We start from the raw sequence: 13080 nt of genomic DNA on the forward strand, positions 1-13080 counted from the left end.
CTGCACGAGGTCGGTATCACGGTCAACCGTAACGCGGTCCCGTTCGACCCGCGTCCGCCGATGGTGACTTCGGGTCTGCGCATCGGTACGGCGGCGTTGGCCACCCGCGGCTTCGGCGACACCGAGTTCACCGAGGTCGCTGACATCATCGCCGCGGCGTTGGCGGGTACCTCGGATACCGAGACTCTGCGTGGTCGGGTGTCGAAGCTGGCGCAGAGTGTCCCGCTCTACCAGGGCCTCGAAGACTGGGATCTGCTCTGATGGCGAATGGCACCACCGGACTGTCGGTGGCCGAGAGCCTACGCGTGCACGCGGGCAAGGGCGTGCCCTTCTCGGTGGAATTCAATCCGCCCCGCGACGCCGCCGGGGAGGAACGGTTGTGGCGCACCGTGCGCGACTTCGAGCGCATGCACCCGGCCTTCGCCTCGATGACCTACGGCGCGGGCGGCTCCACCAAGGACCGCACCGTCCGCATCACCGGTGACCTCGCCCGCGAGACCACCCTGCTGCCCGTCGCCCACCTCACCGCCGTCGGCCACAGCGTGGCCGAACTGCGCGCGCTGGTCGGCGCCTACGCCGACTCCGGCATCCGCAACCTGCTGGTGCTGCGCGGTGACCCGCCGGGAGATCCGCTGGGGCCGTGGACCAAACACCCCGAGGGCGTGGGCTACGCCGAAGAGCTCGTGCGCATCGTGCGTGACCTCGGCGACTTCCACGTCGGCGTCGCCTCGTTCCCGCAGGGCCACCACCGCTCACCGGACCTGGCCCACGACACCCGGCACCTCGTCGCGAAACTCCGTGCGGGCGCGGAGTATTCGATCACCCAGATGTTCTTCGACGTCGAGCACTACCTGCGGTTGCGCGACCGGGTGAGCGCCCTGGACCCGATCGAAGGCGCCAAGCCCATCATCCCGGAGCTCATGCCCATCACCTCACTGCGCACCGTCGCGCGCGCCGAGGAGCTGAGCGGGCGGCCGCTGCCCGCCGGGGTCATGGAACGCCTGCGCCGCGCCGCGGGCACCGGCCCCGAACCGGACCAGGCGGCGGTGCGCGCCGAGGGCATCACGATCGCGACCGAGATGGCCGAACGGCTCATCCGCGAGGGCGCCCCGTGCCTGCACTTCATCACGCTGAACTTCGCCAAAGCCACCGGAGAGGTCCTGGCGAACCTCGGCTACGGCGTCACGGAGGCACCGCTCGCAGTGCGCTGACCCGGATCAGGCCGACTCGCCGCGTGCACTCGGCGAGTCGGCCGACGCCAGATACCGGCGCCGGTCGGCCGGATCGGCCGGATAGGCCTGCGCCCACCCGCGCGGCCACCGTGCCGACGGGATCGGCTCGACGCCACCGGGACACTCACGGGCTCAGTGCGTTTCGGGGTCCGAACTGGTGCGGGACAGGGACAACGCGAGTTCCTCGTGCCCGTTCTGGAGCAGATAGCCCAGGACCAGGGCGCGGAACGCCTCGTAGGAGATGGTCTCGTCCATCAGCCCCGGCGCGGCGATCCGCTGCAAGGCCAACCCATGCGCCAGCGCGGTGAGCGCCGGGGCGATCGCGGCCGGATCGGGCGCGCCCACCGCGTCCAGCGCCGCGTGCGCGACCGCCCTGGTCGCCACCAGTGCCTCCTCCACCGGCGCCCGGAACTCCGTGGTCCGTGCCGCATGCAGCAGGGATTCGAAGAAAGCCAGGGTATCCGGGTAGCGCGGGGCGGTCGCGGCGGCCAGGGCCTGGCCGACCTCGTCGGCGGTCAGCTGCTGTGCCCCGAGCCGCTCGGCGACGGCGATCTGGGTGACCTGCTCCTCGGCGACGAACACCCGCAGTGCCTCGGCCTGCAGGTCATCGATCGAGGAGAAGAAGTAGCTCACCGTCGCCAGCGGCAGGCCCGCGCGCTCGGTGACCGCGCGATGGGTCACTCCCGCCGCCCCCCGCTCCGCCACGATCTCCACCGTCGCGCGCAGGAGTGCGTCGCGGCGCGCCTGCGCGCTGGGTCCATGGCGACGAGCGGTCATGGCATGTGATCCTAGGCGAGGTTCTCTGGAAGATCTTCTAGACATACTCTGGAAATTCTTCTAGCCTTTCTCGGAGATCTTCCAGGCTTCGAGGAGTGCCGATGTCCCGTGTCCATGCCTTCACCGACGACGCCCTGGCCGCCGACGATGCCGTCGAATTGGCGCGGCGGGTCGCGGCCCGCGAGGTCAGCCCCGCCGAACTCGCCGCCGCGGCCGTGGCGCGCGCGGAACGGGTGGACCCCGAGTTACATGCCGTGGCGGCGTCCTACGACCGGCCGCGGCGGGGTGCGGCCGGGGTCTTCACCGGTGTGCCGACCTATCTGAAGGACAACGTCGACGCGGCCGGGTTACCCACACAGAACGGCAGCGCCGCCTACCGGGCGCCGGTCGCCGCGCGCGACGGTGCCGTCGCCCGGCAGCTGCTGTCCACTGGCGTGACCGTGCTCGGCAAGTCCCGGCTGCCGGAGTTCGGGCTCAACGCGAGTACCGAATTCGACGGTGCCGAGGCGTGCCGTAACCCGTGGGACCCCGGCTATTCGGTGGGTGCGTCCTCCGGTGGTGCGGCGGCGCTGGTCGCGGCAGGAGTCGTGCCCATCGCGCACGCCAACGACGGTGGTGGCTCGATCCGCATTCCCGCGGCCTGTGCCGGGCTGGTCGGGCTCAAGCCCTCGCGGGGACGGCTGGTCGACGCCGAGTCCAGGCGATTCATGCCGATCAATCTCGTCGGCGAGGGCGTTGTGACGCGAACGGTCCGCGACACCGCGGCCTTCTTCGCCGCCGCTGAGCGCCACCACCGTGATCCCCGAATGCCCGCGATCGGCATGGTGACCGGACCCGCGCGGCGCAGGCTGCGCGTCGGCCTGCTGCTCGACAGCCCGACCGGCGCCACCGTCGACGCCGAGACCCGTGCCGCGGTCGAGCTGACCGCCTCGCTGCTCGAAGACGCCGGGCATCGGGTCGACAGCGCCGAGATGCCGGTCTCGCCGGGATTCGTCGGCGACTTCCTGCGCTACTACGCGCTGCTCGCCGACCTGGTCACCACCACCGGTCCACTGGCCCTCGACCGTTCCTGGAACACCGCGCGCGCCGACGGTCTCACCCGCGGCCTGCGCGCCCACCATCGGCGTTCACTGCACCGCATGCCCGCGACGCTGCGGCGTCTGCGCGCGGTGGCGGGCACCTATGCCTCCTGGCTGACGAAGCACGATGTCGTGGTCTCGCCGGTGCTGGCGCACACCACGCCCCGGCTCGGTCATCTCGCCCCGACCGTTCCCTTCGACGAACTGATCGACCGGCTGATCGGCTACGTCTCGTTCACACCGCTGCACAATGTGGCGGGTACCCCGGCGATCTCGCTGCCGATGGGTCTGTCCGTGGCGGGGCTGCCGATCGGCGTACAGCTCTCCGCCGCTTACGGCGACGAGCGGACCCTGCTCGAATTGGCCTACCTTCTCGAATCCGCGCACCCGTTCCCGGTCGTTCACGAGAACATGGTCGCGGCCACCACCGAACCGGCACCACCGAGGAAGACACGATGACCGATTCCCTGCTGCTGTCCCGCCGTGATCTCGATTTCCTGCTGCACGAGTGGCTCGACGTCACCGCGCTGACCACCCGTCCGCGTTTCGCCGATCACGATCGGGGCACCTTCGACGCGGTCCTCGACCTCAGCGCGGCGATCGCCACCCGGCACTTCGCCACCCACAACAAGAAGAGCGACGCCGAGGAACCGCGTTTCGACGGCGAACGGGTGCACATCATCCCCGAGGTCGGGCAGGCGCTGAAGGTCTTCACCGAGGCCGGATTGATCGGCGCCGCCATGGATTACGAGATCGGCGGCATGCAGCTGCCCGCGGTGGTCGCCGGGGCCTGCACCGCCTGGTTCCAGGCCGCCAATGTGGGCACGGCCGCCTATCCGTTCCTCACGGTCGGGAACGCGAATCTGCTGCAGGCGCACGGCAGCAAGGAACAGATCGAGACCTTCGTGCGGCCCATGGTGGAGGGCCGCTTCTTCGGGACCATGTGTCTGTCGGAGCCGCAGGCGGGGTCCTCGCTGGCCGACATCACCACCCGCGCGGTGCCGCAGGACGACGGCACGTACCGCATCACCGGCACCAAGATGTGGATCTCGGGCGGTGAGCACGAGCTGTCGGAGAACATCGTGCACCTGGTGCTGGCCAAGATCCCCGGCGCGCCCGCCGGTGTGAAGGGCATCTCGCTGTTCATCGTCCCGAAATTCCTGGTGGAACCGGACGGCACGCTGGGCGAGCGCAACGACGTGGTGCTGGTCGGCCTCAACCACAAGATGGGCTACCGCGGCACCACCAACACCCTGCTGAACTTCGGGGAGGGCAAGTACACCCCGGGTGGGTCCGCGGGCGCGGTCGGCTATCTGGTCGGCGAGGCGAACCATGGGCTCGCCTACATGTTCCACATGATGAACGAGGCCCGCATCGGTGTCGGGCAGGGCGCGACCGCGCTGGGCTATACCGGGTATCTGCACGCGCTGGACTACGCGCGCACCCGGCCGCAGGGGCGGGCACTGGGGGTCAAGGATCCGGCGTCCCCGCAGATCCCGATCATCGAGCACACCGATGTGCGGCGCATGCTGCTGGCGCAGAAGAGCTATGTCGAGGGCGCGCTGGCGTTCAACCTCTACTGCTACCGGCTGCTGGACGAGGAACGCACCGCCGAGCAGGAGTCCGACCGCACCCGCACCCGGCTGCTGCTCGACGTGCTCACGCCGATCGCGAAGAGCTGGCCCTCCCAGTGGTGCCTGGCCGCCAACGACCTGGCCATCCAGGTGCACGGCGGCTACGGCTACACCCGCGAATACAACGTCGAGCAGTTCTACCGGGACAACCGGCTCAACCCGATCCACGAGGGCACCCACGGCATCCAGGGCCTCGACCTGCTCGGGCGCAAGGTGGTGATGGGCAACGGCGCCGGACTGGCCCTGCTGCTCGAGACCATCGCCGCCACCACCGCGCGAGCGACCGCGGCGGGCGGCGAGGCCGCGGAGCTGGCCATCCGGCTCGACCAGGCCACCGCCCGGATCGCGGCCACCACAGCGACCCTGTGGTCGACCGGTGACCCCGCCGTCGCGCTGGCCTACGCCGCCACCTATCTGGAAGCGGTCGGTCATGTGGTGCTGGCCTGGATCTGGCTCGAACAGTTCCTGGCCCTCGGCACCGGCACCGAGGCCTTTCACGAGGGCAAGCGGCAGGCCGCGCGCTACTTCTTCCGGGTCGAACTCCCGCGCACCGGCCCGCAATTCGACCTGCTCGACAGCCTCGACACCACCACCAGCGACTGCCGCCCCGACTGGTTCTGAAACAGGCCAGGGCGGGCATTGTAGGGTGGGTGCGTGCCCACACCCGACAAGCCCGCCCGGGTGACCAAGCGCCGTGCCGAGACCAGGGCGCGGCTGCTGGACGCGGCGTTCGGGGTGTTCGCGGAGAAGGGCTTCGGGCCGACGCGCATCGAGGACGTGTGCAGCGCCGCCGGATACACCCGCGGCGCGTTCTATTCACAGTTCGACAGCCTCGACGAACTCTTCTTCGTCCTCTACGACCAGCGCGCGACGCTGATCACCGAGCAGGTGCGCAGCGCGCTCGAGGCGGGCGAGGACCCGGATGATCTGGCCGGGTTCATCGATCGGCTCGCCGCCACCCTGCTGCTCGATCGCGACTGGCTGCTGGTCAAGACCGATTTCCTCACCCACGCGGCGCGCAAGCCGGAACTGGCCGAGCGGCTCGTCGCCCATCGCGCCCAGCTGCGTGCCGCCATCGAGGCCAAGCTGGCGGGTGGGGCGTTCGCGCTGTCCGCGTCGGCGGGCACGATCGCCGAGGTCGCGCACGCCGTGGTGGCCGCCTATGACGGTGTCACCGTGCAGCTGCTGCTCGACCGGGATCAGGCGGCGGCGCGGGCATGGCTCGGGCGGTTGATCACCCGGCTCACGGCGGCCGAGCGCAGGGCGGCCCGCTGAGCGGGCCGCCCTGATCGGTCAGAGCTCGCGCGCGAGGGCCCGGCCCGCGGCCCGGCCGGAGAAGACGCACCCGCCGAGGAAGGTGCCTTCCAGGGAGTTGTAGCCGTGCACGCCGCCACCGCCGAAGCCCGCCGCCTCGCCCGCGGCGAACAGGCCGGGGATGGGGGTGCCGTCGGCGCCGAGGGCCCGCGAATCGAGGTCGGTCTGGATGCCGCCGAGGGTCTTGCGGGTCAGCACGTGCAGTTTGACGCCGATGAGCGGTCCGGCGGCGGGGTCGAGCAGGCGGTGCGGGGCGGTGGCGCGCATGAGCCGGTCACCCAGGTAGCGGCGGGCATTGTGGATGCCCTGGATCTGGGCGTCCTTGCTGTAGGCGTTGTCCACCTGCAGGTCTCGCGCGAGGATCTGCTCGCGGAGGCCGTCCGGGCTGAGCAGGGGTTCGTCGGTGAGGCCGTTCATCTTCGCGACGAGCTCGTCGAGGGTGTCGGCGACGACGAAGTCCGCGCCGTGGTTCTTGAACGCCTCGACCGGGGCGGGCGCGCCCTTGCCGAAAACCCGTTCCCGGACAAGGGCTTTGCGGTCGCGGTTGGTGATATCGGGGTTCTGCTCGGAGCCGGAGAGCGCGAACTCCTTGGCGATGATGCGCTGGGTGGTGATGAACCAGGAGTGGTCGTAGGCCGCGATCTCGGGGGTCGTGCGCAGGTAGCGCAGGGTGCCGAGGGTGTCGTAGCCGGGGAGATAGGGGGCGGGCAGGCGGCGGCCCAGGGCGTCGAACCAGAGCGAGGACGGGCCGGGCAGGATCCGGATGGCGTGTTTCGGCCAGATCGGATTCCAGTTCTGGATGCCCTCGGTGTAGTGCCACATCCGGTCGCGATTGACCAGGCGGACACCGGCATCGGCGGCGATATCGAGCATGCGGCCGTCGACATAGGCCGGGACGCCGGTGATCATCCGGGACGGTGGGGTGCCCATCCGGGCGGGCCAGGAGCGACGCACGACCTCGTGATTGCCGCCGATACCGCCGGTCGCCAGCACGACCGCCGGGGCGGAGAACTCGAACTCGCCGACGACGTCCCGGTTGGACGGCGCGCCGCGTTCGGCGTCGTCCTCGGCCAGCACGACACCGCGGATGCCGGTGACGGCGCCGTGGGTGAACACCAGGTCGTCGACGCGATGGCGGTGCCGGAACCGCACCAGGCCAGTTTCGGCGGCGCGCAGCGCGGACTCGACGAACGGGCCGACCACGCCGGTGCCGGTGCCCCAGGCGATGTGGAAGCGCGGCACCGAGTTGCCGTGGCCGTCGGCGCGCAGGTCACCGCGCTCGGCCCAGCCGACCGAGGGCAGGAAGCCGATCCCGAGATCGGTGAGATACCGGCGCTTCTCACCCGCGGCGAACTCGACATAGGCGCGCGCCCACCGCTGCGCCCAGCTGTCCTCGTCGTCGAGCCGGTCGAAGGCCGCGCTCCCGGACCAGTCGCGCCAGGCCAGGTCGAGCGAGTCCCGGACGCCGAGGCGCCGCTGCTCGGGGCTATCGACGAGGAAGATCCCGCCGAACGACCAGAACGCCTGCCCACCCAGATTGGCGGCGTTCTCCTGATCGACGACCAGCACCCGCTTGCCCTGACGGGTCAGCTCATGGGTCGCGACCAGCCCGGCCAGTCCCGCGCCGACCACGATGACATCGGCATCCATCGGCCGACCTCCGTTCCTTGCCCGGCAGCCGCCGGCCGCCACCTCTGTATCCGATACGATAATGCATCGGATTTGATGACGCATCGTAACAGGGTGGTGGTCGTGATCGGGATGACCGTCAGCAGGGCGCGGATCGGCGAAGAATCCGGTCGGTGATCAGGTCCGGCGCCCGTGATCGCGCACCGGCGCGGTGGTGTGGAGTCGCGTGGCGGGCCGTCGCGGTGCCGGGGTGCTGTCGCGGGTGTTCGGCAGCCACGGCGCGCCGCCGATCGTGTCGCGGATGGCGCGGGCGATCAGGTCCGGGTCGTCGAGCATCGGGACATGCCCGTGTTCGGGGAGGTGTTCGGTGTGTACCCGGGGGTCGGCGACCAGGACCGGGCGGGGCAACAGCCGGTCGCGGCCGCTGGTGATCACGGTGGTCCGGGGCGATTCCGCGATGACCGGGTGCCAGCCGCGCGCGAACTCGGGTGTGTCGACCAGGGCGTTCATCACCGCGCAGTGCAGGGGCGCCTCGATGGTGACGACCGCGCGACGCCGGGTGATCTCGCACAGGTCGAGCATGGCGGGTGCCGAGCGGCCGGTGAGTGAGCGCAGCGCGGCTCGCTGCGCCATCGGGCCCGCGACCGGATTGCGGATCAGGCCGAGCAGCGGGAGCACTGCCGAACGGCGCCGCAGTTCGGCACGCACCGCCGCGGCGGTCGCCGGATCGTTGTGCCACAGGCCGAGCGGGGCGATCGCGGTGAGCGAGCCCGCGCGTCCGCGGCGGGCCAGTCCGGCGGCGATCCAGGCGCCGAAACCATTGCCCACCAGGTGGACCCGGTCCAGTTCGGCCTCGTCTAGCTGCCGCTCGACCGCGTCGAGGAGCGTCGTGAGGGTCACCGGCCCCGGGAGCCCTGGCCCGCCCCAGTGGCCGGGCAGCGTCGGGGCGAACACGTCATAGGTGCGGGCGAGCAGTTCCACGCAGCGGCCCCAGGAATGCCAGGTGAGGCCGAGATCGTGCAGCAGTACCACCGGTTCTCCGCGCCCGGCCCGTCGCTGCGGGTTCACGGACAACGCCATCTGCGGCCACCTCTCCACCGGCGGCCCGCGCCGCGTTTCCGACCAGGTCGAGTATCGGACGCGGGCCACCCGGCGGTCACTGCACCGATCGCAGAATCTCGGTGCCGTGATTGGTGTCAGGTCATGAAGGCTGGGTGGCTGCCGTGATCGGAGTCATATCGAAGTAGTCGCGCCAGGCGCCGATCCGCCCGTCCACGATCTCGAAGACCCCGGCCACCGGCAGCTCGACGACGTTCTCGCCGAGCCGGAACCGGTCGGTGCGCTCGTTGAACACCGTCGAACCGTCGACGAACTGGCGATGAATCGTGAACTCGATACCGCCGAAGGTGTCGAGGAAGCCGCGCAGGAAGTCGGTGATGGCGGTCTTGCCGGTGACCGGCTGCATCGGGATGTTGTGGTAGACGGCGTCGTCGGTGAAGTACTCGGCGAGTTCCTCGGCGCTCCCCGAGCGCCACAGCGCGCAGAACTCGGTGACGATCGCGGCGGGATCGGTGGGCATGGGTAGTCCTTGGAGGCGGTGGGTCATCGCTGCCAGCCGACGCGCAGGGCGTTGGGGCCGCGCAGGGCGGTGCCGACCTGGCTGGTCACCTCGGCGTCGGTGTCGGCGTCGGGTTGCAGGCGCAGGCCGGGCAGACGGTCGAGGAGGACCCGCAGCGCGGTGGTGAGCTCGGCGATGGCCAGCCAGTTGCCCGCGCAGCTGTGCACGCCCTGACCGAAGGACAGCATCGTCATCTTCTTGCGGGTGATGTCGAATTCGTCGGGCCGCTCGTAGACGGCTGGATCGCGGTGGGCGGCGTTGATCGAGAAGATCATCGGGGTGAGCGCGGGGATCGAGATCCCGTGCCAGTCCACGGCTTCCGGGCAGGCGCGCGGCAGCAGTCCGACCGGTGGTTCCCAGCGCAGGCCCTCCCAGATCGCCCACTGGGTCCACTCGTCCGGATCCGAGGCCAGCAGGGCGAGCTGATCGGGGTGGGTCAGCAGGGCGGACAGGGTGTTGCCCAGGGCGAGCATGGTGGTATCGGCGCCGGCCGGGAAGAGCAGCCGCAGGAACGACAGCACCTGCTCGTCGTCGAGGTGCTCGCCCTCGGCGGACTCGGTGACCAGCCTCGAGATGAGATCGTCGCCGGGCTCGGCGCGGCGGGCCCGCACGATGGGGGTGACATAGTCGGTGAACTCGCGCGAGGCGCGCAGGGCGGCCTCGGGATCGAGCGGGAAGTAGAACAAGTCGTGCGCCCAGCGGTGCACGACGGTCTCGTCCTCGATGGGCAGGCCGAGCAACCGGCTGATCACCAGGACGGGGTACTTCGTGGTGAACTCGGCGACGAGATCGGCGCTGCCACGGCTCGCGAACCGGTCGATGAGCTCGTGGGCCAGGGGCTCGAGCAGCGGTTCGAGGTAGTCGGCGACCTTGGCGCGGCGAAACGGCGGAGTCGCGACGCCCCGCGCGATCCGGTGCTCGGTGCCCTCCATGCACTGCAGGGTCTTGCCGAGGACCGGTCCGGTGGTCATCCGGTAGATCGCGGCGGCCGGAAAGGTGGCCTCGTCCTTGAAGGCCGCGCTGACCAGCTCGTGGGTGAGCAGCAGAACCGCGCGGACACCGGCGAACGGCACGATGGCGTAGTCGCGGTTCGCTCGCAGTCCGGCGAGGACGCCGTGCACGTCGGGCAGGTTATCGAAGGCGAAATCTATGCCGTCGATATCGGTCTGGTCGAGCACTGTCGGCGTTGACATGTCGGCTCCTGATGCGAATATTCGTACTGTGGAATGCAAATAACTGTACAGCGACTGTAGGGGTGCCGGGCGAGAACTGGCAAGAGTGAATACCGGACGGCCGGGAGCGCGGCGCGACGGCTTTTCGGGCGCGGCTGTTCAATGGGTGCGCGGCTGCCCGTCGTCGACCGGGCCCGGTTCAGAGATGCGCGCGGATGGCGTGCGCGGCCATGGTGAGGGCCGCGAGGTAGTGATCGCGCTCCGGCCTCGGCACCGCCGTGCGCAGCGGGCCGATCAGGAGTTCGGCCAGGGGAGCGCCGTCGGTGTCCAGGACCGGCGCGGACAGGTAGCTGATCGGCAGCGGTGCGTCGGCGGCGAGTTCTCCGGGCCGGTAGGCGCTTCCGCTGATACCGCCGAGCAGGGTGAGGATCCGGTCGCGCAGGGCGCTGCTGGCCGGATCGTGGGCCAGGTGCTCGACCACGTCGGCCAGCACGTCGAGGGTGGCCAGGCTGTTCGCGTCGACACCCCAGACGGCGGCGCCGAGGGTGTGGACATCGGTGAGCAGCTGTTCGTAGTCGCCGCGTTCCCCGGGATCGGCGGCGGCCAGCCAGGATCGACGCACCGGGTCGGGGGAGTGGGCGACGATGGTCGCGGCGCCGGGTGGGATCAGTGGCAGCCGGGTGCCCGCCGAGATCCCCGCCGGAATCCGGCCCCGGTTCTCGACCACGGTGACGAACCGGATCTCGTCGTTGTCGAGCCGGAGGAGCGCGACGCCACAATCGACGGTGTTCGCCAGCTCGTGCAGGGCGCTCCGCAGCGGATCGCCGCCCGCCAGCTTGCTCTGCTGCTGCTCGGCGACCCGCAGCAGACCGGGCCCGACCTCGTAGGTCATATCGGCGCGCCGGTTGACCCAGGCGCGGGCGCGCAGCGCGGAGAGCACATTGCCGACCGTCGAGCGGCTGAGGGCGAGGCTGTCGGCGATCTGCGCGGAGGTCTGTGGTCGCGGTGCCGCGGCCAGCAACTCCAGGACCGACATCACCCGCTGGGTCGGCGGCGACAGCTCACCGGACTCGGTCTTCTCGGGCGGCACCGCACCTCCTGCAGTCGGCATTCCCGTCACTATAGGCATCACCGGTGACCGATGGCCGCACCGCGGAGCTCAGGCCGGGTGGTCGGCGGACTCCCAGGGCAGTCGCGCGGTGAGCAGGTCCACCATGGCGAGCAATTCCGCGCGGCTCACGCCCATCGCCGCTTCCACCGCGATGCCCTCGGCGAGGGTGCGAACGAACCGGACGACGACCTCGGGGCGCACACTCTCGGCGAGATCGCCGGTGGCGCGGGCGTTTTCGACCCGTTCGAGCAGGGCGGCTTCACCGGCTCGGTACCGGGCGCGCAGGGCCGGGCCGACGCTGCCGTCGGCCAGTTGCGAGTTGCGGACCAGCAGGCACCCGGCCGGTGTGGTCGCCCCGGTGACGAACTCCGCCACACCTGTGAGCCACCGGCGGACGAGTTCGCGGAGGGTCGGTGCCGCCATGGCGTCGGCGATATAGGCGTCGGCCGCGCTCTGCTCGTAGCGTTCGGCCACCTGCTCGAACAATCCGGCCTTGGAGTCGAAGGCCGCGTAGATGCTGCCCGGTTTCAGTCCGGTCGCCGCGGACAGATCGGCGATGGATGTCGCCTCATAACCCTTGGCCCAGAACACCGTCTGCGCGTTCGTGAGGACCCGCTCGATATCGAACTCCCTCGGCCGTCCGGCTGCCATGGGGCACCTCCAATTCTTGACTATGTGTTCAAGATATCACTTGACACCTTCTGACCTGTAGTGAAATCTGGAATGAGCAATCAATAATTGCTGAATCGCTAACCGAGGAGGACTCATGACCCGCACGCTCGACGGAAAGATCGCCTTCGTGACCGGGGGTTCGCGCGGTATCGGCGCGGGAGTGGTCCGGCGCCTCGCCGCCGACGGCGCTGCCGTCACGTTCACTTACCAGTCCTCGGCCGAGGCCGCCGACGAGCTGGTGAAGTCGGTCCACGAGAGCGGCGGCACCGCGCACGCGGTCAAGGTGGACTCCGGCGACGCGGAGGCCCTGCGGGCCGCGGTGCGCGCGGTGGCCGCCGAGCACGGCGGGCTCGACATCCTGGTGAACAATGCCGGGCTGGGCCACTTCGGCCCGTTCGAGGAGATCAGTGCCGAGGCCTACGACAGGCTGCTGGCGGTGAACCTGAACGCGGTCTTCCACGCCTCGCAGGAGGCGGTGCGGGCGATGCCGGCCGGTGGCCGGATCATCACTATCGGTAGCGTCAACGCCGAGCGCAACCCGGTGCCCGGTGCGAGCATCTACGCGCTGACCAAGGCCGGTGTGGCCGGGTTCGCCAAGGCGCTCGCCCGCGAGGTCGGCGCCAAGGGCATCACGGTCAACACCATCCAGCCCGGCCCCGTCGACACCGCGATGAACCCCGCCGATGGCCCGTTCGCGGAACTGCTGCGCCCGCACATCGCGACCGGCCGCTACGGCACCACCGACGAGGTCGGCGCCCTCGTGTCCTACCTCAGCGGCCCCGACGCCGCCTACATCACCGGCGCCTCGATCAATGTCGACGGCGGCTTCAGCATCTGACACC

Annotated in this window: 12 protein-coding genes and 1 pseudogene; 6 read left to right on the top strand and 7 right to left on the bottom strand. The window is 70.3% G+C overall.

The annotated features are described in order from the left end of the window. A pseudogene (locus tag WA675_RS03550) lies at positions 1 to 261 on the top strand (serine hydroxymethyltransferase); the annotation flags it as partial. Next, complete coding sequence (locus WA675_RS03555) at positions 261 to 1211, top strand: methylenetetrahydrofolate reductase (protein WP_336081889.1); 951 nt, start codon at positions 261 to 263, stop codon at positions 1209 to 1211. The pseudogene WA675_RS03550 and the gene WA675_RS03555, both read left to right, overlap by 1 nt. 153 nt (positions 1212 to 1364) lie before the next feature. Here WA675_RS03555 and WA675_RS03560 read toward each other — a convergent pair whose 3' ends face one another. Then, entirely contained in the window at positions 1365 to 2009 is a 645-nt protein-coding gene (locus WA675_RS03560; protein ID WP_336081891.1) for a TetR/AcrR family transcriptional regulator, read from the bottom strand. 101 nt (positions 2010 to 2110) lie between these two features. On the opposite strand from WA675_RS03560, the gene WA675_RS03565 reads away from it, so the two are divergent. Genes WA675_RS03565 through WA675_RS03575 form a run of 3 tightly spaced genes read left to right on the top strand, consistent with a single transcriptional unit; the run spans position 2111 to position 5997 of the window. Beyond that, a complete protein-coding gene (locus WA675_RS03565) occupies positions 2111 to 3547 on the top strand; it encodes an amidase (protein ID WP_336081893.1) in 1437 nt (478 codons plus the stop codon). Further along, positions 3544 to 5343 carry an acyl-CoA dehydrogenase gene (locus WA675_RS03570; RefSeq protein WP_336081894.1) on the top strand — a complete coding sequence of 600 codons (1800 nt, stop codon included), beginning with the start codon at positions 3544 to 3546 and terminating at the stop codon, positions 5341 to 5343. Before WA675_RS03565 ends, WA675_RS03570 begins: the two co-directional genes overlap by 4 nt. A 33-nt stretch (positions 5344 to 5376) precedes the next feature. Beyond that, a complete protein-coding gene (locus tag WA675_RS03575) occupies positions 5377 to 5997 on the top strand; it encodes a TetR/AcrR family transcriptional regulator (protein ID WP_336081896.1) in 621 nt (206 codons plus the stop codon). Between the two features lie 18 nt (positions 5998 to 6015). On the opposite strand, the gene WA675_RS03580 is transcribed toward WA675_RS03575, so the two are convergent. The 6 genes from WA675_RS03580 to WA675_RS03605 form a co-directional block, all read right to left on the bottom strand. Continuing rightward, positions 6016 to 7686: an FAD-binding dehydrogenase gene (locus WA675_RS03580; RefSeq protein WP_336081898.1), complete on the bottom strand. Its 1671-nt coding sequence runs from the start codon at positions 7684 to 7686 to the stop codon at positions 6016 to 6018. Positions 7687 to 7842: 156 nt separating this feature from the next. Then, positions 7843 to 8745 (bottom strand): alpha/beta fold hydrolase, encoded by a 903-nt coding sequence (locus WA675_RS03585; protein ID WP_336081899.1) that lies wholly within the window; start codon positions 8743 to 8745, stop codon positions 7843 to 7845. A gap of 121 nt (positions 8746 to 8866) precedes the next feature. Further along, a complete protein-coding gene (locus WA675_RS03590; protein ID WP_336081900.1) occupies positions 8867 to 9244 on the bottom strand; it encodes a limonene-1,2-epoxide hydrolase family protein in 378 nt (125 codons plus the stop codon). 23 nt (positions 9245 to 9267) lie between these two features. Next, positions 9268 to 10476, bottom strand: coding sequence for a cytochrome P450 (locus tag WA675_RS03595; protein WP_336081902.1), 1209 nt, complete (start codon positions 10474 to 10476; stop codon positions 9268 to 9270). A 178-nt stretch (positions 10477 to 10654) separates the two neighbouring features. Further along, on the bottom strand, positions 10655 to 11566 hold the full coding sequence (locus WA675_RS03600) for a helix-turn-helix domain-containing protein (RefSeq protein ID WP_336081904.1): 912 nt from the start codon (positions 11564 to 11566) through the stop codon (positions 10655 to 10657). A 48-nt stretch (positions 11567 to 11614) separates the two neighbouring features. Then, complete coding sequence (locus WA675_RS03605; RefSeq protein ID WP_336081905.1) at positions 11615 to 12217, bottom strand: TetR/AcrR family transcriptional regulator; 603 nt, start codon at positions 12215 to 12217, stop codon at positions 11615 to 11617. A gap of 115 nt (positions 12218 to 12332) precedes the next feature. Between WA675_RS03605 and WA675_RS03610 the strand changes: the two genes are divergently transcribed. After that, complete coding sequence (locus tag WA675_RS03610) at positions 12333 to 13076, top strand: 3-oxoacyl-ACP reductase family protein (protein WP_336081906.1); 744 nt, start codon at positions 12333 to 12335, stop codon at positions 13074 to 13076. Positions 13077 to 13080: the final 4 nt, after the last annotated feature.

It is taken from the genome of Nocardia sp. SSK8, assembly GCF_037034205.1.
GTDB lineage: Bacteria > Actinomycetota > Actinomycetes > Mycobacteriales > Mycobacteriaceae > Nocardia.